We start from the raw sequence: 18637 nt of genomic DNA on the forward strand, positions 1-18637 counted from the left end.
GCCACTTGTCGAAACCTTGACGATTTCGCTCCAACACTGGCTAAGTCGATGGGTTTTGACTATATTGCCGTTTCAAACAGGCGGGTGTAGTTCAATGGTAGAACTTATAACGCCGCTGCACGCCGCGTATTATCTGGCCTTCAGAGCCTCCCCATCTCACAAAAGCCGTTTCATCTCACAAATCATCACTTGGCGGGCCTGATCATCTGCTTTTTCCGGCGGTAGTGTTTCCGTGTCATTGCCGGGTCAGAGTGGCGCAAAAGCTCCTGGGCACGCGCTTCATTTTCGGCATCACTGCCTGCCTTGGCTCGCAAATCATGCCTGGTAAATGGCACCTCTAGATCGGTCTCTTTGATGGCCTTTGCTATAGACCCCCGCCATGCCCGGTCGAATGATTCACAGCGACCATTGGCGCCCACGTAGCAACCGCCATTGCTATTCGGGAACAGGTAAAGCGACGGCTTGGGCTTGGCTGCCCGCGCCTGGTCGATGGCCTCCCTGAGCGCTTCTGTCATTTCAAAGGGGTCATCCTTTCCGGTCTTGCTGTCCTGGACGTGAAGCGCGTCCTTTCCAATATGGGCCTCCATGATCCGAAGGGTGTCGGCCTTTCGGGTGCCGATAAGCAGCACAAGGGCCGCAAATGCCACCTGCTGTGGTTTCGCCACCGATAGCCATGCAGCAAGCTCCCAGTCCTGAACATAGCGGTCACGCTCTTTCTTGAGCCCGTCCCGCTTGCCGAAATACTTCACTTCACCGGTGATCTGGTTCTGTTCGATCACCCCCCAGCGAACACAATGGCGCAGCACCTGGTTCAATACCTTCAAATCAGTATTTGCCAGGTTCATGCTTCTGGCTCTGGATACGTTATCCATGTACTGGTACACCAGCTGCGGCTTGATCATTACCACCTTGTTATGGCCCAGGCCCTGCCGGATGCGCTTCAGGGCCGCGCTGTACGATGCCTGGGTTTGTGGCTTCAGGGTGGGCAGAACCTCCACCGTGTAGCGATCAACGGCGGAAGCGAGCACCTCTCCCGCCTCGATTTCCTTGATTGAGGCGAATTTGCGCAGCGCCTTCGGGTAGGTGTCGCCCAGCCGGTACCAGCTTTTACCATCAAACAGGTCTTTTTCGGATGGGTGGGGCCGGTAGTAGTAGGCCCCGAATTTGAACGCCCATCGCTTTGGTAGTCCGTTAGCCATAGAGGTTCTTCAGAAAGTCCGGATCAATGGTGCCCTTTTTCTCATCGGGCTCTTCGCCAGCCAGCTTGGCCAGCGCCTGTGGGAATACTACCGGCCATCCCTCATCGTCCATCGCGTGCGGAACTCCCATGGCCCGGAGGGCCTCAAGCTGTTTCGCCTTCCACGACCTGCCGGTTAACTCTTTCACCTGCTCTCTGCTTAATCGCAAGCCCATATCGTCTCTCTCAATCCAGTTTGCCGCCACGGCGGACGGCCTCGCCCTCATCCGGGGCGGCGGTGTGCTGTCGGGTGCTGGCGGTCTCAACGAAATACACAGCCACCCACTGCCGGCGGAATTTCTCCACCACCATCTGCTCAAAGTCATTGTCCGACTCAGGCACTGGGGCGCCGGATTTCCGGCGAACCACGGTATTGGTGACAGCCCAGAACTGGCAGGCAAGGCACTCTGCACAGGTCTGACTTCTGGCCTGCTGGTGGGCTTCATCTGCATGCGATCGGCCCCATCCAATCATGTCATCCATCAGCTGATTCTGTTCAGCGGTGGTCTGTGGTTGCAGCTCAGGGGGCAGGGGGAGGGTGATTTTAATGCTCATCGATGCGCCCCTTCCGTTTAATGATCTTTTCCATTCCCTTGGGCATGGCAATCAGGCCCTCATCCTCTATCAGCTTGTGCACCAGATCCCGGCTGACGGTCACAGTCAGCTCTTTACCCTGCAGGATGTGAGTGCTCGCCTTTTCCGCTTCCTTGCGTGCCTTCATATACCCCCAGCAGTGCCCCAGACTGAATGCCCAGACACATGAGAAAATCAAGGCAAGGGTCAGGTCATCCATGGGGCGCCTCCATGTTAGTAAGAGCATCTAAATGGTCCGCCCACGAACAAATTTGAATTCGCCGGGAAAATTGCAGCTTCTCGCCCTGCAGAATTTCGCGAAGTATTCTGGTGCTCTCAGCAAGCGCTGTTTCCAGAGCCAGAGCTCGATCTGTAGTGGCCGTGACCAGTTCCAGCCGGTCACTAGCCAGCTGCTCAAGGTACTCGAGCTGAGCAGTTAGCTGGGCATTGGCCTGGCGCTCCGATTCAAGAAGTTCTGGCTTGCTCTCATCGCGTAACCGCTGGGCTTCCTTCATTTCTTGGGTGCTGGCGGATCTGGCCGCATCCATACCGTTTCGAGCGGCTTTTGCTTGCTTGGCCAGGGTGGCGTCAACTACATCCGCCCGCCGGTACTCGATGGCATCTTTCGGGTCCATCCCCAAGCCGGGCGCGGGGTCGTCGCACCAGAGGTGGCCATGCTCGCTATCAGGGATCAAGTAAATCGTCTCAGGCGTCTCCACAATCAACCTCCTTGCCCGGGGTGCGTACGGGCACATAGCCGTGGGCTGACCGGTGAACATTGATCCCGATGACCGCAATGTCATGCTCACCAGGGCCGTATAGCGCCAGCATGGTGGCCTGCACTGACTCTGGGAGCTGGCTGACCGGCTGGCGGCTGAAATCCCGCACAGTGCTGCTCAGGCGGTGTTTCTTGCCATACCCACGGGAGAGGGTGGCCGGGCGACCGGGATAGCAGTTCTTTTCGTTCCAGCGCGGCCCATACAGGCGGTATTCGTTTACCTTGCTGCCATCGTCAAAGGCGTCGTAGTGCTCGGCCTTCAGGGGGATGAATAGGGGTTTCATTGGGCCTCCTTTCTTGAGCCTGAAGATGCAGAGGAAGCGAGAAGATCACGCTGTTTCAGCCTGTAAATCCAGTTTTTCCCAACCTGGATTTCGTCGGTGCTGGATTCCCACCAGGAAAGATTCTTTCGGCATCGCTCAATGGCGTCCCAGCTAACTTCTTTGCGTTCTGCCTGGTATCTCATGTGCCAGTTGCCGGGGATTTTGCTGTTCCCGCTTTTGTGCCCTACGTACCACAGCTCCCAGCCTGATTTTATGAGGCCCTTTATTTCGGATGCTTTGGTTATCATTTCCCCTCCTGTTTCTTACGTTTGGCTCTGGTCAGCTCTCGACTGACGCGGGGCAACCTTCCAAGCATGTCTTCTGGCAGCAGCCCTTCATTGCAGTGGGGGCAGCACGGGGTCTGGTCTTTGGTTCGCCAGATGGCATCGAGGGCTTTGACGGCACGGGAGCGGGCCGCTTTCGTCTCTGCCTCTTTCAGCGACTGCTCACGCTGAATAAGCCTCTTTACATGGCTATCCATGTTCTCGGTGATCACCTTGAAGGCATCGAATGGCTCAATTTCCTGTTCGCAGTCTTCGCACCAAATGCGCCGCTCTTGGGTGTCGTAGACCATGCTTCGATGTCGGCATGATTCGTATGGGCGTCTGGTCAGCCCTCTTGCTATCCGAACGTCGCCAATATCCACAACATCAACACCGTGAATGAAGTGGCCAGGTTCTATGGGCTTGTCGCTCATAAATCCTCCCAATAACGACCACCAGCGGGATCCAGCATGGCCATGCCAAAGGCCCAGATGCCGGACCCGAGCAGAATCACCAGCATCATTGCCAGGAAGGCCCAGAACAGGATCATCATTTCTTCTCCAGTAGGGCGGCGGCGCGGTCTTCCCCAAGGGCACGAAAAAGTCTGTCGCACAGCGTTTCTATGTCGCTAAACCACACCGTGTCAGTTACTGCTGGATCATTTTTAATGGCTTTGTAGGCATCTGCCGCGGCTGTCTCCAGCTCTGCAATGCGGGCCTTGGCTGCGGTGAGTTCGTCGGATTCGGCACGGGAATTCCATTTCTTCACCGCTTCCGCATGGCACCACTCGTGACTAAATCTCAGTGCCCCGACCGTCACTCCTTGTGTGCATCCTGGCGCTTTGCACCGGATTGTGACTTTTCGCCGTCTTGTATTGTCATTGCCAATAAAGACCGGCTCTGCGGCTTCAGACCCACAAAACGGGCACGGCTTCAGCTTATCCATCACTCTTCCTCGCTGGTGGGGTTGGCGATTGGTTCATAAACGGTGTCCAGCATTCCGCGCACAGCGAATCTACGAAGGGCAGACCGCAGCATCATCGTTTCGGATCGTTTATTTGCATCGAACGGCCTATCGGTTACCCAGATCGTGTTTGGTGGGAAGCCATGCACTTTCTTTATCGTTTTTGGGTAGCAATAAAGCAGGCCCCAGCCATTCGGAAGATCATCAATCGTTACCACACCGGGCGGGCATAGATAAAAGCGCCAGTCGCCCATTCCCTTTTCAGGCGACTCACGAAATAATTTTTTCTTGTCGGCATGGAAGTCGGCGCGACTGCTCTTGCACTCAATTAGGCAAGAGATGCTGTCTCTCCACCCAATAACGTCTGGCTGTTCGCCGTAGGCTGTAAATGCACGAAATTTGTCGTGCAGGGTTACGGAGAATCCTTGTTGTTGCAGCCACCTGTTCCCGCGAAGGCAAAGCTCATCATGCGTCATCACTCCACTCCCTCGCTATCGTCGCCATCAGATGACTGGCGGAGGCGGGCGATAAACTCTTTGAATCTCCAGCGCGGAATCTCAATGTATTCTTGGTCGTCGTACTCAGGCAGGAAAAGGCCACATTCAGCAGCGAACTGCTCTAGCGCCCCTGTCTCCGCCTCCCGCTTGGCATCACCAAAACCAGCAGCGATGTGCTCTTCAAGTGACACCAGGTCACGCCACCAATGCTGATCATCGTGTGGATAGTCAAAGCGACAGCACAGGGATGCATGAAACGCCTTGAAGGATCCATTCGGCAGGCCGACCATGGCGTCATCTATTGGCCGAGAATTTTCTGTAAAGGGCTTGGCATCACCAGAGCCGCTGGTCACATCCGAAATCACCAGTCCTGCAAACACGGCCAGCTTTTCTGTCATCTCATCGGGCGACATGCCGGCAGCCTGCGCTTTCTCTTGCAGGTATCTCGTCATTATGTCGTTTGCTTCCGGCCATTCTTTCTTGGCATCACCAGAAGGCACGGCGGTGAGAGAGATAATCCAGTCTTGAAGCTCTCGCAACTGCGGTGACCAGTACGCGCTTTCCACATAGGTGAACAACTTTGGGTAATCATGCTGCTTGCGCGTAATGAACTGTTCCGCCCCGGCTTGAGTCAGGTGCGTTGAAACAACCTCCTCGATCTCTTGGACAGGAACTCTTCTTAACTCTTCGGGCAGATCATCGCAGTCCAGGTCAAAGTGGCATTCGATGGCTTCTTTCCAGTCATCGTCGTGATTCTCTTCCGCCCACTGCTGACACCACTCTTCGTGGTTCTCGATAAGATATTCGTGTAACTCGCAAAGAGGGCGGTCTGAACGATATACAACACCATCATCACCGCAAATCTCGGTATGATGCTCTGAGCAGCCCTCAAGTGTGGGAAGGTAGCGATTGCACCGAACCTGCCAGAATGGGTGTGAGGTCATTCTGTTGGGCTGCTCTCTCATCTGCTTTGACATTTCAAGCAAGAAATCCGGCACAGCTACACGGGGTTCCATATCACCCTGCGCGGATTGCAGGGCGGCTTCATTATCCAGCAGCACGGCAATGGCATCGCGGGTATCGTCGTTATCATTGACGCCAAACCGCTGGGCCTTGCCTTTTTCGTCTCGAATATTATCGCGCAGCGTTTGCAGCGCCTCTCGAATCACATCAGTCATCGTATTGCTCCTGAAACTGGCGCCATGCCTGCTGCACGGCTTGGAATTGTTCGGTGGTGCCGCCATGGTCCGGGTGCGTGCTCTTGCGCTTTTGCTGGTAGGCAGCTCGCACGGTGTCGAAGTCAGCGCCCTGGGTTACACCAAGAACAGCCCACCAGGAGCTGGCATTGGTGCTGGCGGAGCTGGGCAGCTCCTTGAAGCCAGCGGTGGCCCGCTGCAGAATCTTGGCGCCCCCCCAGCGCTCAACGGCTCGCAGGGCATCCAGCGTCCCGGCGATTGCTGCGAGGTTGTCACCCAGGCGGTTGTACTGATCGATTGCGATGCACTGGTATGCCTCGGAATTCTGATCCGGACGCCAATACACGGCGGCACCGGTATCCTCCGGAGGGCGACGGCCTGAGTAGGGAAGGCCATCGCCGCGAACCGCCATGTTCGTGCTGATAATCACGTTCCAGGACGGGACGCCCATCTTGCGTAGGGCCTCCAGAACACGGGTGATGCCGTCAGCGATAGTCAGCCGGCGCCCCTGGTGTTTGAAATTGGCGTCCTTCTGGTCGCTGCTGGCGGTTCTGGACCAGCCAGCAGGCCAGTGGAGAGGGTGGTTGCTCACGTTCATTGCTGGGCTCCGCCGATCCACTGATACCCATCACCGCTGCGGAACTCAGAAACCAGACCTTCGCGCTGCATTTTTTCGATAAGTCTGGCAGCCCTGTTGTATCCGATTCTCAGCTTGCGCTGGATACGACTGATTGAAGGCTTTTCCTCGCGAGCAATCGTTATTGCTTCGTTCCACATGGATTCGGAAACATCTTCCGGTGCCGGCGGCAGAGGCTCCGGCTTCGATTCATGCTGCGCTTCGAAATATCCGTAAAGCCCGTCCAGAGCATCACGCAGGGCTTTGCCTTGCAGGCTGATACGGGCCTGAAGTTCTGCCACGACATCATCAGCGTCCAGCGCATCGATGTTCTCTTGCAGCAGGTCCAGCGCCCGGATGCGCTTGATCTCCAGCTTGTCGTTCACATCCAGTTCCAGGCTGTCCTGCCAGCAAAGGTTGATGCGAGTGGCCACCATGCCGGTTTCCAGATAGGCCAGGTTCTCTTCCTGAACCAGGTCAACGCCGGTGAACTTCACGGCGGCACCTTCGTCTTTGGTCCCCTTCAGGTCTCCGCGATCACCCAGGGTGAAGCCGTCCGGAATCAAGGCGGTGTCACGTAGCCAGTTGCTGAAGCTGGTGTGGGGTGCAGACGTGGGGGCCGGGTAGGCCACCGGCAGGGAGCCAAGGGCCTTGCGAAGTGCCGCCACCGCTTCTTCCGCACGGCTGGCAGAAGCAGAGTCCACCAGCAGGCGCTGACGCTCTTTGTCGATGAGCAGGTTGATCCGGCGAGACTGGGTGAATGCCCGGGGCATCAGCTCGAAGACGATCTGCTCCTTCAGTTCGGCTTTTTCTTTGCGTCCGACCTTGCGCCCTTCCTCTTGCTGGATCTGCTCAACCTTCTCATCGAGCATTTCCTTGATCACAGGCCCGGGCAGCAGGCGGGTGGTCTCCTGGTGGGTCAGAAGAATGAAGCCGTCCACTTCATAGGCCATGGCGTCATGGCCCTTAATCGGAGGAACAAAGCCATCAGTGCGAAGGGACTGGCTGCCGCAAGGCTGGCACTGGTTCTGGTACAGCTCTTCTTCCAGTTCGGCCACCGAGAAGGAAAACGGCTCATCAGCCAGGAAAACGATCAGGTTCTTAATCCACATAAGTCACTCCACACTCTGGGTTTGGTATTCGGGACGTTCGGCAGTCAGGATCACCACAGAAACCGTGGTGCCCTTGAATTCATTGGTGTAGATGCGGGACCACTTCATGTCCCAACCGGACAGGAGAGGCTGCCCCTTGGCGCTGGCGGGCAGGATGGCCACCAAGCGGCCATCTCTCTTCACTACTTTGCTGGCGGCCAGCAGGTGTTCTTGCCACCGGCCCTGGCTGTACGGGGGATTCATCACTACCCGGTCGTAACCGCCGCCGCGGTATTCGCCAGCCAGTTCAAGGAAGTCCAGGCATGCCATTTGGCGAGGAGGCCCAACATGCTGGTACCCCTTTGCCTTCAGCACTTCGCAGTGCAGCTGGCTGATCTCATAGCAGGTAACGTGCGCGTCTTCCGGCATGTGATCAGCCAGGCTGCCAATGCCGGCGCTTGGCTCAAGCCAGTTCATCCCCGGGGTGGCACCGGCAGCTGCGATTTCCACAGCATCCCGAGCAATGTTCTCGGGGGTGGGGTAGAACTGGTGTGTCTTCTGATCTGGCACGCAGCCGGCGGCCACGATCTCCCTGATTACCTCTGCCGGGTCATAGTCGAACCGGTAGTGGTCTCCCTCCGGGACACCGCCAATGCTTTCCAGAATCCGGACAGCTTGCTGGCGAACATGCTTGTCCAGTTTCTGGCTGTACTGGAATGCCCGGGTGTTGGGGATTCTGATGATGCGATCGCCATGGGGGTCACCGATTTTTCTAGCTTCTTCCATGCCTGTCAGAGCGCCAATCACAGCGAACGGCAGGGGCTGCATGATTTCTTTCCAGACCTTTGACTTGGCCCGCTTCACAGGCTTTCTGCGCAGGCTTTCTGGAATGGCGGAAGGGTAGAGGGTGGCCAAGATAGAGTTCAGCCGCCAAGCCATATCCGGGTGCACCTCAAGATGGGCGGTGCCCTTGAAGTACACACGAATGCGAAGAGCGCCACCGTCCACCAGCATCCAGTCGCCCACCTGCTGGTAAGCGGCATCAATAACTGCCCTGGTCGTGCCATGACGGGGCTCATCCCGACCCATGAACTTGGCGATAACCGCGCGCAGATCGTTCAGGTGTCCTTCAGACTTCCAGCATGTCAGGCCGATGCTGTCCTTCACGTACATGATCATTCGCTTGCCGAATGCCTGGGGGCAGTTAGTAACGTGCTCTCCGGACAGTGCCCGGAACATGCCGTCAACCTTCTCGGCCAGAAACTGGCTGCGCATGTTGAGCAGATCCATAATGGTTGGGCGCACCGTCTCTTCATCGAAGTCAGGGGCTTTCTGTTCGCGGATTTGGTCGTTCCAGTCATCCCGGCGCTTCTGCGGCATGTAGTCGTACACGTCCGTCATATTCAGCGCTTTTGCCCAGTACCGACTGTTCAGAGCGGCAATGGCGCCCTCTGCCGCAAACAGCTTGCCCGTATTCGTCGGCAGGCCTCTGGTGCGGTCAGTGTTCCCGTCGATAAACAGCGGCATCACCTGGGCCACTTCCGGGCCGTTGACGAACTCGGCAGCCTGTTCAACCAGGCTCCGCTCGCGCTGGTACTGAGCCAGAAGGTTGTCGAACAGGTCAGAAGAGGCGGGGGCAAAGAACTCTTCGCCTTCAATGAGAGACCCAGTATCAATGTGTGCTGTCATGCGGCACCTCCGAAGAGATCCATCTGGCCGACCATTTTGTTGGCGTCAGCAATATGGTTTCTGCGGCGATCAGCAGCCCAATTCAGCAGGGTGGCGCGGAAGCTGCGCTGGAATGGGTTGCCCCGGCGCGCACGGGCCTGTTCGATGAAAACGCGTGCCATGTATAGATCGTTCACCGTGCACCTCCAGGCAAAGCGATAGCGGTGGCAATATCCCGGACCCACACCGGAGTACTGCTCAAAATGAAGGTCTCACCGGTCATGGCCAGCAACATGGTTTCGGCCATAACAGAGGCGATGGCTTGGGCTGCCGGCGGCGGTACCGCGTTGCCGATACGCTCCCTCCAGGCGGAATCGCTGAGGCCGTCCAGCTCCAATTTCTCTACCGGATCCACCAGCCCCTGCAGGGCTGCCAGTTCAAGGGTGGTGAAGGGGCGGTGCCAGGTGCCGTCCAGGGCGCGGATCATCGCGACAAGGCGGTCGGTCTGGGCTGGAATAATTTCGGAATAATTTTCATCACTTTCTGTAAAGCGCGGGTCGGCTACTGACCACCGGCCATTGTCGTGGCTGGCAAAGCCGGACACGGCGCCGCAGCTTGCCGCCCAGGGCACAACGCCGTAGTGGCCACCGGTCAGGTAGTGGTCACCACGCTGGCGCTGGATGCCCGGGCGCGGGTCGGCCACGGCAAAGGCTCCCTGACCGGTGGTGCTACCCGAAATCACGGTACCGGCGGGACCGTTGAAGTCGGTGACCCGGTATTTGCCGGTGAAGCTGTTGCCGCGGGGATCGGCTACACACTGGCCGCTGCCGTGGGCGCTGGTGACGGCGCCGCATTCACGGGACCAGGGCACCACACGGAAACAGTTGCTGTGCTTGGCCGGGCCGTGGTGGCGAGGGTCCGCCACGCTGAAAGAGCCTTGGCCGGGGGACTGCTGGCCGGTGACGGTACCAGTGGGGCCATCCCAGCGGCGCACACCGTAGGCTTGCCCCTCGTTCCACTTGCCGCTGACAGCGAAACGCGGGTCGGCCACGGAGAAACTGCCGTTACTGGGTGTGTTGCGCCCGGCGACGGTGCCCATGGATTGCTCCCAGCCGTTTACGCCCAGGTACCCGGCCCGGTATTCGGGAACAATCAGATAGTCACGAAGGTTGCCATCTTCAACTGCCAGCTTGTTCAGGCTGCGCCAGTCGCTGCCGGCCTCGACAAAGGCCAGCCGAACCCATGTCTTCCACTGCAGGCGCGGGATGCGATGCATCGGTCCTGCCATGCCGTCACCGGGCATAGGCATATCGCCCAAGATGTCGCCCACGGCGCGAAGCGGGCGCTTCACCGGCTCGTACAGGAATGCCGGCACCTTCTCCTGGTGACGGGCCACCAGCAGGAAGCGTTTACGGCTCTGGGCCAGTCCGCCCAGCTCACCGCAGTCATGGGTTGTTTCTGCTACGGCATAGCCGTAGGCCTGCAGCAGGGCGCAGATCTGGTCCAGCAGCGGCCGGCCACGGTTTTGAATCCTTGGGACGTTTTCGAAAACAAAGAGCTCAACCGGATCATCCTTCCAGGCTTCCAGAGCCAACCACATGCCACGTAAAGTCAGTCCGTTCAGTGCCTGGTACTTCGGGGTCGCGCTCTTGCTCTGAGAAAGCAGGCCGCTGAAGCCCTTGCAGGGGGCGGAGAGGAAGACAATGTTGGGGTTCTCGCCACCGGCAGCGGCCCGGATGTCTGCCGGTGTAGCTTCCTTCCAGCCCTTGGGCGGCTCTTCGCCGTGAAAGATGGTGTATTGCTCACGGTCGAACATATCCAGAACGGTGCCCGGGACGCCGGCCAGTTTCTTGAAGTCGCGGATAGCGCCGGCATCCACATCCACGCCACCGATGCAGCGGAATTTTGCCTCAAGGGAGCCCACACGGGCGTGGCCCTTGTTGAAGCCGGCAGCACCGCCGCCAAGCCCGCAGAATAAATGAAAATGCTTAAACTCAATTTGCTTCATTTTGCGTCCTTATTCTGGATTCTCTGCTTTACTGGAATGGAAATACGCTGGCCCTCAAGCCGGTAATCGAAAGTGCGTTTGCGGCATGCAGAAGGCAGCCATGGGAAGCGCTTCTTAAGCGAGGCCTGCAATCTGGAGCTGTTTGCGTGGCGGAAGTGGCCCTCATAGCTGGCCGCGATTGCCTGAATAGCCCTGAACTCATGAGGGGTGGCGCTGATCTGGCCATCCTTGATGTGTTTTTGCTCCCACTCTGCGAATGCCCTACGGGCATGTGACAAGACGCGCTTTCGCACCAGGGTGTGGGAAGGTCGAACGATGTAGCCCAGGAAATCTATCCCATCGCTCAGTGGGCGAAGGCGGATGTCAGGCTTGAGCCGTAGGCGCAGCTCACGAGCGATAAAATCCTCAATTTCTGACTGCCACCGAGCTAGCTGCTCTCGGTCGTGGTGCACCAGTACGAAATCATCGACGTAGCGCAGGTATCGCTCGGCCTTTAGGTTGTGCTTAACGAACTGGTCCAGCTTGTCGAGATAGACATTGGCGAAGAACTGGGAGCTCAAATTCCCAATTGGGAGTCCGCATCCGTGCGCTGCGTTCTTCAGCCGCTTGTGGTGAGGCACCAGAGCGCGCTCTTCCTTGGTCCCGTGGTATTTCACGCCGGCATGCAGCGGGGGCCGGCGAAGCAGGGCATGCGTGGCTCGCATAACCTGCTCGGACGCGCCGGCCTGTGCCAGCTTCCGCTTCATGATCGCCCACAGAGTGGGGCGGTGGATTGAGTTGAAGAAGTTGTGAATGTCCAGTTGCAGATACCAACCGCCACCTTGACCGCTGTGCACCTGCCTCACGAACTTCTGAAGCCGATTAACGGCTGAATGGCTGCCTTTTCCCCGCCGGTTAGCGTAGCTATCGAAGATGAAGGCAGGCTCCCACAATGCCTCTAGTTGTGGCACCAGCCAGTGATGCACAACACGATCAGCAAAGTCAGGAGCGTGAATTTCCCTGGCTTTGGGGCGAGTGGCCACAAAGCAGGCGCTACGGCCTGGTTCCCAGGTGCAAGCATTGATGCTGCGTTGTAGATCCAGAAGGCCATCGGTCCACTTGGCATCGAAAGACAACTGGTTCTGGCTGGGCTTCTTTCCTGCTCTGGCTTTCCGCCAGGCGTCATAAAGGGCTCGTAATGTAACTGCCCCGTCACCGTGATACTCACCGGAACGAACCGCCCGAACACACGCGTTGTTGTTGCGGTGGTTGTTGTTGACATTGCCGTTGTTGAAGTTGACGACCCAAACAGCGGTTTTGCCACGCTCTTTCGACCCTGCCGGACAGCCTTGTTGGTAGTGCGACATCGTCATGATTTGGCCCCCGCATGACTGCTTGAGGCGGCGTGGCCACTCAGTATCTGAGCACGCTCCGGAGAGGCTTCGCCCTCCGGATTCTGGCTCTTTCGGTGAATCTGACGCTTCCAGCCGCCCGCACACCGGCCTACTTCCTCGGTGGCACGAATCAGCGACTCGAACTGCTTGAAGCTTTTGAAGGCGCGAAGCTGGCTGCCCAGTTGCAGGCTCAGCTTCAGTTCATCTATCGCCCATACCAGCTCTGAAACCCAATGTGACTGTCGATTACGATCACGCCAGGCGCGATGACACATGCGCACCACAGTCATAGCTTGGGCGCGCATATCATCGCCCAGCGTGTATTTGTGGTATCTCACGAATCCACGGACAACTTGCTCTATATCAACAAGCAGGCGCTCCGACTTTTTCGCAATTTCAGGCAATCGTTGAGTCGTCATAGCATCACATCAAAAATCAAAGAGTTACTGACCGGAACGAACCGCCCGAACACACGCGCCGTCGTTGCGGTGGTAGTAGTAGACAAGGCCGACGCCGAAGAGGACGACCCAAACAGCGGCGTCGTTAAAGGCGCAGGGAGTTGAGGTCCAGTAGCCACGGCTGCGGGTGTCAGGGAATTTTTCGGTATCAATAGCCGGTTCGTCGCGTGACAGATCAAGCAGCGGCTCCAGCTCCTGGCGAGTCGGCAGGCGCCAGCCAGGGCCAAGATCTGCAATCGCTTTCTCTGCCTTCTCGTAAGTGACGGCGTCACCGTCTAGGAGGGTATGGCTCCATTCCAGATTGCCTTGCGTGGCGGCTGGCTCGGAACGGTCCACCGTGATGGACATGGCCTCTCCAAAAAGTCCGATTTCAACGGATCGTTCCGGGGTTTTGATGATTAGCTTTTCCATGGTTATCTCCGCTATGGATGTTTTTTACTGCTTGCTTAGAAACTGAATTCCCATCGGTACCCGGCGGTGACCACGTTGAATCCGTGGTCTTTACCGGTCTCGATTGAACTGACGTGCTGGGCTTCGATCAGGAAGCCGCGGTATTCCACGCCGGCGACGAAAGAGCCAACGGTGTCGGGCAGATCCATCTTGTGGACGCTCTTGCGGCGCTCGCCTTCGTAGGTCCAGCGTTCCGTCATGCCGATCTGGTAGCCCAACCCTCCCTGCAGGTAGAGAGTTGGCTCAGCCACGGCGAAACAAGGAATAATGGCAAGCAGGGCTAAGGGAATTTTCATTTCGGGATCTCCCAATATCGCTACGCGACTTCCTTAAGTATTTCTTGGCTCATGCCAAGCACCCACTCGGCAGCGGTCTGCACGTTGACACCAAAGCGGTCAGCGATAACGTGCAGCAGCATCATGTCGCTGGGGCGCTCCGTTTCGGTGGATTCCGCCTTATATTCGGCGCGGGGCTCGCTTTTCACATGGGCGGGATTTTCTGGCTCAGGCGTAGTGACGGGGGATTCAGCAAGCTTGCGAGCCATTGATTCAGCCTCGGCCTGCTGCTGCGCTTCGCTCTCTGCTTTGGCCTTTTCCTCGGCAGCAATGCGCTGGCGCTCAGTTTCCAGGCGGCGCTCTTCTTCCTGCTTGTGGTTGCTGATTCGGTTTGCCACTTCCAGCTTCACCAACTCGCTGTCTTTCAGTGCCAGCTGCTGCCGGTCGGCAAACAGGAATTCATAGCCAGCGTCGGCAATAGTATTGGCGTTGGCGCGAATCAGGTCGGCAGCTTCATTGATAGCAATTTTTGCGCGGGCTACTTCGTTGTCCGCTGCATCCTGCAGGGAGGTGATGGTGCGCTTGCCCTTCATGGCAGCATTGAAATCGGTATCGACACGGGGCAGGGCGTAGCCGTCCAGCGTGGCCTGAACCTTGGCGCCGTGTTCTTCGACGGCCTGCTTGCCCTGCTGGGCAATTTCCAGTTTGATGGCCTGCTTCTGGCTCTTAACCAGTTTCTCTGCCATCAGGCGGTTATCGCGGGCCAGCTTGTGCAGCATGTCCTTTCGGCGCTTGGCGTTGTCCACGGCTTCAACCTGTGCCAGCAGTTGGGCTTCGGCGGAATCCAGGGCGTCTTCCGCCTTCTTCAGCTGCTTCACCTGGTTGTCCAGATCGGCAAAGTCCTGGTCGTTTTTCGGGTCCCGTACCAGCACCTCGTCAATGAAGTGTTTCAGGGCAGATTCAAAGCGGTCGAAGTTGTCCACGATGGACAGTTCGCCGCTTACCTGAACGGATACCGCCGGCAGGTCTTGAGTGGTGGCACCGGTAACTTCCGGCGCCGTCTCGCGGGGCTGGTATTCGGCCAGATCGGCCCGGAACTGCTCCCATCCAGATTCCAGTGCAGCAAAGCGGGACTCATCGCGCTCAATCCACAGGTGCTTGCAGTTTTCCTTGGTGCCATCAGAAGCCATGAACAGGATCCGTTCGGCACCGGAAAGGGCGAACTGCTGATCAAGCTGGATCCGGTAATGCTCGTCCAGCTCGCCGGCGTCAATCTGGGCGGCAAGGTCAGCATTCAGCCACTTGTGTTCCCAGCCGATTTTGCGGCACATGGTCAGGCCATCCATGGATGCGAGATACCCGCCCTCGGCATCATCAAGCACCACCGGGTACAGCTCGTCATCAATCATTGCGTCTGCAATGGGACGCGCTGCCGCTTCGGCCTTGTGGCCCTTATCGAACGCCTTTTGCTGGCGCTCGCTGGGCTCAGGAACCACGCCAGTGGCTTTCTGATCCATCAGGCCATTGCGAGTCTGGTATTTGCTCTTGCCCACCATCGCCGGCGCCTCACTGGCCGTGTCACGCTCTGCGCGCAGTGCCAGCCACTCCGGGGATCCCTGCTCAACTTTTACGAGTTTGCCGAGATTGAATTTCATGCTTCTGCTCCTTGCTTGAGGCCAAGAATTTGCTGGCGCTGGGATTCGGCCAGGGTGTATTTGGATTCCAGGAAGCCAATGATGTCTTGAGGGTCGGTGCCGCCTTCCACGCTGGCGCTGAAGTCGGGCAGCTTCTGCTCAAGGCGCCCCTGTGGGTATTCGGGAAGCTCTGACGCCTGCGCATCACGAGGCGGCGTAATGTCCCGTTCTTCAGGAATGTCCCGCGCCTCTTCGACCGTAATCAGGCCGCCCAGGGCATCGGCGAATTTGTCCCGCAGGGCATAGCCACGAGCACGCCACATCAGCATCCGCTTGGGGTACTGTTTCCATGGGCCTTGCTTATCCCAGAGGTTCGCTTTTTGGGCATCTGCCTGGCTGAAGGAAACGGTGTGCTTCTGTGCGTCACCCTTACGCCAGACGGTGCAAGTGGCTGTCATGGTCTGCTCGTCAAAGCTCTCTTCATGGCCGCCAAACTTCGGATGGTTCTGAACCAGCGCCAGAAGGGCATCGCCATAAATGGCCGGCTTCCCGTTAATGACGGCGATGTTCTGCAATGCCTGGATAGGGTTCAGGCCCAGCTCACTGCCCATCATCATGGCCACCAATGTGTCCTGTGGTTTGCGCTGGTAGTTCTTCGGCACCATTTCGCTGCCTGACAGCATTTCCGCCATCTGCATGGCTTCCTGCATACTGTTTGGCTTCAAGGCGAAGCCGTTGGTCTGCGCAATCGCGTTCATGTTTTTCTCCTGGCAAGGAATCAAAAAAAACAAAGAATTACTGACCGGAACGAACCGCCCGAACACACGCGTAGCTGCTGCGGTGGCCGTGGTAGACACCGCCGTCGTCGAAGTAGACGACCCAAACAGCGGTGTCATTCCAGGCACACGGCGTACTGGTCCAGTAGCAATCGTTCTTGGTGTCCGGAAAGGCGTCGGAGTCGATAGCGGGCTCGTGTTTGCTGTGATCTACCAAGGAGAACAGCTCGTCTACGGTGGGCAGGCGCCAGCCTTTCCCCAGGGCTTCTACTGCCTCCTGGGCTTTCTCAAAGGTCACGTCCTCGGCCACTGTGGCCTTCGTCCACTGCAAGCCGGTTTTGGTGTCTGTTACTACGCTGTGATCAATGAAACGCTGCATTTGAAATGCCTCTTTGCTTGAACAAAAAGGGGCGGGGAGCCCCGTGAAACAACAGATCAGCGCTGTCGTTCTGTTAACTGTTTCCAGAAGCGGTGGAAGCGATTCGGGTGGCGTGCCCGACGGGCTGCTTCCTGAATGTTTCGCTCACGCGCTTCGTGGGCATCGGCCAACAGTTGGCGGCCAACGGCGTTATCTGGGACTCGGGTTACCAGGCTCATGCGTCTGCTCCTTCAGCTGCTTTCTTGCGCTTGTTGATCGATGTGAAGCTGCTTTTGCCGGTGACGCTGCTGGTTACGCCGAACTTGCGAATGGAGCCGCCGGCAGCCAGGAAGGCTTCTGTCTGCTCCTGAATACGCTGGCGTTCCATGCGCTTGGCGAAAGGGGCCGTCTCTTTCATGCAGCCTCCTGGGGATAGATCATTAAATCCGCAGGCATCGGGGTAGGAAGACCAAATAGGTTGTTGATGGCTGCGGTAATAAGCGTCTGCCCTCGGTAGCAGATCAGGGTGACGGGGTGGCCGTGTCCGCAGAGGTGGAGAGCCAGCAGCCACCGACCACGCCATTCACCTTCTATTTTTTCGGCAGCGCGGCGGTCTACATTCGGATTGCACAACGCGCTTGCTTCCAGCACGGCAGTGCCTGTCAGGCGCTCAATGGCCATAAGTTCGTTCATGTCTGTCTCCTTGGATCCGCGCTGTTGTTGTCGTGTTGTTTGAGTAACGTGAGGCTAGTATGAGAAATCTCATAAGTGGTGTCAATGAGATAACTCATAAAAAATATGAGAAATATAAAGTAGGCCCAAAATGACCGGTTGAGGAGCAGCGGAACAAAGCTCAAATATCTGAGTCGAAGCCGACGGGCCCGGAATATCTGTGTTCTGGATAAAGTTCGCTAGCGAACTCTGTGCGGAGGGTGTGCCTGGTAGGGGAGGGTTGTGCTAGAACAATATGATGGACACAAAAAAGCCCGCTGAAGCGGGCTTTTTTGTGTGCGGCTGAGCTTAAGCTGCTTGCTTGGGCTCTTCTAGGTCTGCTACCGCGTGAAGATGTTTTTGGTAGGCAGATTCCAGAGTTGAATTAACTGACTCAATCAGAGACAGCGCTTCATTTAGCATCCCTTTTTTGTCGGTTTTTGTCATAGAAACGACCTCCTAGTTAATTGATCCAATTGATCTTGTAGTTCGCTCTCGTCCCCTTTGACTATGGCTGCAGCGATCTGTTTCACATGCATTGCATAATCTCTGGCTTTTTGAGCGGTCATATCACCGTCTTCATCGGCCAGCACTTCTAGGACTTGGCAAATCTTTTCAAGGTGATTAGCCACTTCATCGTACGAAGGGTTTTCCTTCTGCAAAATCGTGATGTGGAAATTCGAGCAATTTCTAAGCACCAAGTTAGCGGTGTGAAGTATACCCGAGTAAAGTTTATCCACAAGATCCGCGATTTCCTTATCTGTCATCTATACCAACCCTTTTTTTATAGTAAGTCTACTGAACGAAAGTACAGCGGTTCCATTCTTTAGGAAAAACAATAGGTTATGCTTTTTATTGTTTGTAAAAAAAACACGCCATAGCCAGAAATGACGATGAAGATGGCCATTTTTTCGACAGACGGACAGCGTGCTGTCCTACAATCTCTGGCAGCGAATTCGCTTAGTGCGAGATTTCGCGGCGAAAAATACTAGCAGAGAGCCTCGTGCCTGCCAAAGATATTGAGCCAAAAATAAGAAATAATCATTAGCCGCCTTTGTGCTGCCAATCCTGTGGCTAGTATCTGGCACCCGTCATAGCACCAAACACCATAGCGACGGCAAAGCCGAATAGAGCCAAGATCATCAGTGCGGGGATAGAGGCAAGCGACCATTTGACCATAAAGGTCACCATGGAGCCGAAAGGCATATCTATATCCACCACCTTTACGCGCTGAGCCTGGACCTCCGGTAAGTCACTGGTTTCGCCGGAAGCCTTCTCGGTTTGCGCCTTTGTCACGCCCCAGGCGATCAGTGCAACAACAGCAATGACGATCAAAACGGTCATTAAGCTCATGGTATCCCTTCCTTTTGTTATTCAGTGCTGACCAAC

At 56.8% G+C, this 18637-nt stretch carries 30 protein-coding genes; all 30 read right to left on the reverse strand.

All coding sequences use genetic code 11. From position 1 onward, the window contains the following. Nucleotides 1-185 precede the first annotated feature (185 nt). The 30 genes from AXW11_RS09415 to AXW11_RS09560 all read right to left on the reverse strand — a co-directional run bounded on the left by AXW11_RS09415 (nucleotide 186) and on the right by AXW11_RS09560 (nucleotide 18601). The gene (locus AXW11_RS09415; RefSeq protein WP_286792122.1) at nucleotides 186-1199 is read right to left on the reverse strand and encodes a tyrosine-type recombinase/integrase; all 1014 of its coding nucleotides are present in this window, start codon (nucleotides 1197-1199) and stop codon (nucleotides 186-188) included. Beyond that, on the reverse strand, nucleotides 1192-1464 hold the full coding sequence (locus tag AXW11_RS09420; RefSeq protein WP_353743718.1) for a DUF4224 domain-containing protein: 273 nt from the start codon (nucleotides 1462-1464) through the stop codon (nucleotides 1192-1194). The genes AXW11_RS09415 and AXW11_RS09420 overlap by 8 nt, the downstream gene beginning before the upstream one ends. Beyond that, a complete protein-coding gene (locus AXW11_RS09425) occupies nucleotides 1424-1792 on the reverse strand; it encodes a hypothetical protein (protein ID WP_286792124.1) in 369 nt (122 codons plus the stop codon). Before AXW11_RS09425 ends, AXW11_RS09420 begins: the two co-directional genes overlap by 41 nt. After that, nucleotides 1782-2030, reverse strand: coding sequence for a hypothetical protein (locus AXW11_RS09430; RefSeq protein ID WP_286792125.1), 249 nt, complete (start codon nucleotides 2028-2030; stop codon nucleotides 1782-1784). Before AXW11_RS09430 ends, AXW11_RS09425 begins: the two co-directional genes overlap by 11 nt. After that, nucleotides 2023-2529, reverse strand: a complete 507-nt coding sequence (locus AXW11_RS09435; RefSeq protein ID WP_286792126.1) for a hypothetical protein — start codon at nucleotides 2527-2529, stop codon at nucleotides 2023-2025. Before AXW11_RS09435 ends, AXW11_RS09430 begins: the two co-directional genes overlap by 8 nt. After that, the gene (locus AXW11_RS09440; protein WP_286792128.1) at nucleotides 2516-2872 is read right to left on the reverse strand and encodes a hypothetical protein; all 357 of its coding nucleotides are present in this window, start codon (nucleotides 2870-2872) and stop codon (nucleotides 2516-2518) included. The genes AXW11_RS09435 and AXW11_RS09440 overlap by 14 nt, the downstream gene beginning before the upstream one ends. Next, nucleotides 2869-3159, reverse strand: coding sequence for a hypothetical protein (locus tag AXW11_RS09445; RefSeq protein WP_286792130.1), 291 nt, complete (start codon nucleotides 3157-3159; stop codon nucleotides 2869-2871). The genes AXW11_RS09440 and AXW11_RS09445 overlap by 4 nt, the downstream gene beginning before the upstream one ends. Beyond that, complete coding sequence (locus tag AXW11_RS09450) at nucleotides 3156-3608, reverse strand: hypothetical protein (RefSeq protein ID WP_286792132.1); 453 nt, start codon at nucleotides 3606-3608, stop codon at nucleotides 3156-3158. The genes AXW11_RS09445 and AXW11_RS09450 overlap by 4 nt, the downstream gene beginning before the upstream one ends. Then, nucleotides 3605-3727, reverse strand: coding sequence for a hypothetical protein (locus AXW11_RS09455; protein ID WP_286792134.1), 123 nt, complete (start codon nucleotides 3725-3727; stop codon nucleotides 3605-3607). The genes AXW11_RS09450 and AXW11_RS09455 overlap by 4 nt, the downstream gene beginning before the upstream one ends. After that, entirely contained in the window at nucleotides 3724-4119 is a 396-nt protein-coding gene (locus AXW11_RS09460) for a Lar family restriction alleviation protein (protein WP_286792135.1), read from the reverse strand. The genes AXW11_RS09455 and AXW11_RS09460 overlap by 4 nt, the downstream gene beginning before the upstream one ends. After that, nucleotides 4119-4613: a hypothetical protein gene (locus AXW11_RS09465; RefSeq protein WP_286792136.1), complete on the reverse strand. Its 495-nt coding sequence runs from the start codon at nucleotides 4611-4613 to the stop codon at nucleotides 4119-4121. The genes AXW11_RS09460 and AXW11_RS09465 overlap by 1 nt, the downstream gene beginning before the upstream one ends. Beyond that, nucleotides 4613-5812 carry a hypothetical protein gene (locus AXW11_RS09470; protein ID WP_286792137.1) on the reverse strand — a complete coding sequence of 400 codons (1200 nt, stop codon included), beginning with the start codon at nucleotides 5810-5812 and terminating at the stop codon, nucleotides 4613-4615. Before AXW11_RS09470 ends, AXW11_RS09465 begins: the two co-directional genes overlap by 1 nt. Beyond that, nucleotides 5805-6428 carry a J domain-containing protein gene (locus AXW11_RS09475; protein ID WP_286792138.1) on the reverse strand — a complete coding sequence of 208 codons (624 nt, stop codon included), beginning with the start codon at nucleotides 6426-6428 and terminating at the stop codon, nucleotides 5805-5807. Before AXW11_RS09475 ends, AXW11_RS09470 begins: the two co-directional genes overlap by 8 nt. Next, entirely contained in the window at nucleotides 6425-7558 is a 1134-nt protein-coding gene (locus AXW11_RS09480; RefSeq protein ID WP_286792139.1) for a recombination-associated protein RdgC, read from the reverse strand. The genes AXW11_RS09475 and AXW11_RS09480 overlap by 4 nt, the downstream gene beginning before the upstream one ends. 3 nt (nucleotides 7559-7561) lie before the next feature. Further along, nucleotides 7562-9226, reverse strand: coding sequence for a class I SAM-dependent methyltransferase (locus tag AXW11_RS09485; protein WP_286792140.1), 1665 nt, complete (start codon nucleotides 9224-9226; stop codon nucleotides 7562-7564). After that, nucleotides 9223-9402 (reverse strand): hypothetical protein, encoded by a 180-nt coding sequence (locus AXW11_RS09490; protein ID WP_286792142.1) that lies wholly within the window; start codon nucleotides 9400-9402, stop codon nucleotides 9223-9225. Before AXW11_RS09490 ends, AXW11_RS09485 begins: the two co-directional genes overlap by 4 nt. Beyond that, a complete protein-coding gene (locus tag AXW11_RS09495; protein ID WP_286792143.1) occupies nucleotides 9399-11213 on the reverse strand; it encodes a DNA cytosine methyltransferase in 1815 nt (604 codons plus the stop codon). Before AXW11_RS09495 ends, AXW11_RS09490 begins: the two co-directional genes overlap by 4 nt. Then, on the reverse strand, nucleotides 11210-12565 hold the full coding sequence (locus AXW11_RS09500; protein ID WP_286792144.1) for an RNA-directed DNA polymerase: 1356 nt from the start codon (nucleotides 12563-12565) through the stop codon (nucleotides 11210-11212). Before AXW11_RS09500 ends, AXW11_RS09495 begins: the two co-directional genes overlap by 4 nt. Beyond that, nucleotides 12562-13005, reverse strand: coding sequence for a four helix bundle protein (locus tag AXW11_RS09505; protein WP_286792146.1), 444 nt, complete (start codon nucleotides 13003-13005; stop codon nucleotides 12562-12564). The genes AXW11_RS09500 and AXW11_RS09505 overlap by 4 nt, the downstream gene beginning before the upstream one ends. Nucleotides 13006-13029: 24 nt before the next feature. Continuing rightward, nucleotides 13030-13455 (reverse strand): Lcl C-terminal domain-containing protein, encoded by a 426-nt coding sequence (locus AXW11_RS09510; RefSeq protein WP_286792147.1) that lies wholly within the window; start codon nucleotides 13453-13455, stop codon nucleotides 13030-13032. A 35-nt stretch (nucleotides 13456-13490) separates the two neighbouring features. Next, entirely contained in the window at nucleotides 13491-13790 is a 300-nt protein-coding gene (locus tag AXW11_RS09515; protein WP_286792148.1) for a hypothetical protein, read from the reverse strand. A gap of 20 nt (nucleotides 13791-13810) precedes the next feature. Further along, the gene (locus AXW11_RS09520; protein ID WP_286792149.1) at nucleotides 13811-15424 is read right to left on the reverse strand and encodes a YqaJ viral recombinase family protein; all 1614 of its coding nucleotides are present in this window, start codon (nucleotides 15422-15424) and stop codon (nucleotides 13811-13813) included. Then, the gene (locus AXW11_RS09525) at nucleotides 15421-16161 is read right to left on the reverse strand and encodes a recombinase RecT (protein ID WP_286792150.1); all 741 of its coding nucleotides are present in this window, start codon (nucleotides 16159-16161) and stop codon (nucleotides 15421-15423) included. The genes AXW11_RS09520 and AXW11_RS09525 overlap by 4 nt, the downstream gene beginning before the upstream one ends. A 37-nt stretch (nucleotides 16162-16198) precedes the next feature. Then, nucleotides 16199-16558 carry an Lcl C-terminal domain-containing protein gene (locus tag AXW11_RS09530; protein WP_286792152.1) on the reverse strand — a complete coding sequence of 120 codons (360 nt, stop codon included), beginning with the start codon at nucleotides 16556-16558 and terminating at the stop codon, nucleotides 16199-16201. Between the two features lie 56 nt (nucleotides 16559-16614). Further along, nucleotides 16615-16776 (reverse strand): hypothetical protein, encoded by a 162-nt coding sequence (locus tag AXW11_RS09535; RefSeq protein ID WP_286792153.1) that lies wholly within the window; start codon nucleotides 16774-16776, stop codon nucleotides 16615-16617. Further along, nucleotides 16773-16955: a hypothetical protein gene (locus AXW11_RS09540; protein WP_286792155.1), complete on the reverse strand. Its 183-nt coding sequence runs from the start codon at nucleotides 16953-16955 to the stop codon at nucleotides 16773-16775. Before AXW11_RS09540 ends, AXW11_RS09535 begins: the two co-directional genes overlap by 4 nt. Beyond that, nucleotides 16952-17230 (reverse strand): hypothetical protein, encoded by a 279-nt coding sequence (locus AXW11_RS09545; protein ID WP_286792157.1) that lies wholly within the window; start codon nucleotides 17228-17230, stop codon nucleotides 16952-16954. The genes AXW11_RS09540 and AXW11_RS09545 overlap by 4 nt, the downstream gene beginning before the upstream one ends. Nucleotides 17231-17557: 327 nt before the next feature. Beyond that, nucleotides 17558-17695: a hypothetical protein gene (locus tag AXW11_RS09550; protein WP_286792158.1), complete on the reverse strand. Its 138-nt coding sequence runs from the start codon at nucleotides 17693-17695 to the stop codon at nucleotides 17558-17560. Then, entirely contained in the window at nucleotides 17692-18015 is a 324-nt protein-coding gene (locus AXW11_RS09555; protein WP_286792159.1) for a hypothetical protein, read from the reverse strand. Before AXW11_RS09555 ends, AXW11_RS09550 begins: the two co-directional genes overlap by 4 nt. Nucleotides 18016-18322: 307 nt before the next feature. Further along, nucleotides 18323-18601 carry a hypothetical protein gene (locus AXW11_RS09560; protein ID WP_286792161.1) on the reverse strand — a complete coding sequence of 93 codons (279 nt, stop codon included), beginning with the start codon at nucleotides 18599-18601 and terminating at the stop codon, nucleotides 18323-18325. Nucleotides 18602-18637: the final 36 nt, after the last annotated feature.

The sequence above is a fragment of the Marinobacter sp. Hex_13 genome (genome assembly GCF_001566815.1).
Classification (GTDB): Bacteria; Pseudomonadota; Gammaproteobacteria; order Pseudomonadales; family Oleiphilaceae; genus Marinobacter; species Marinobacter salarius.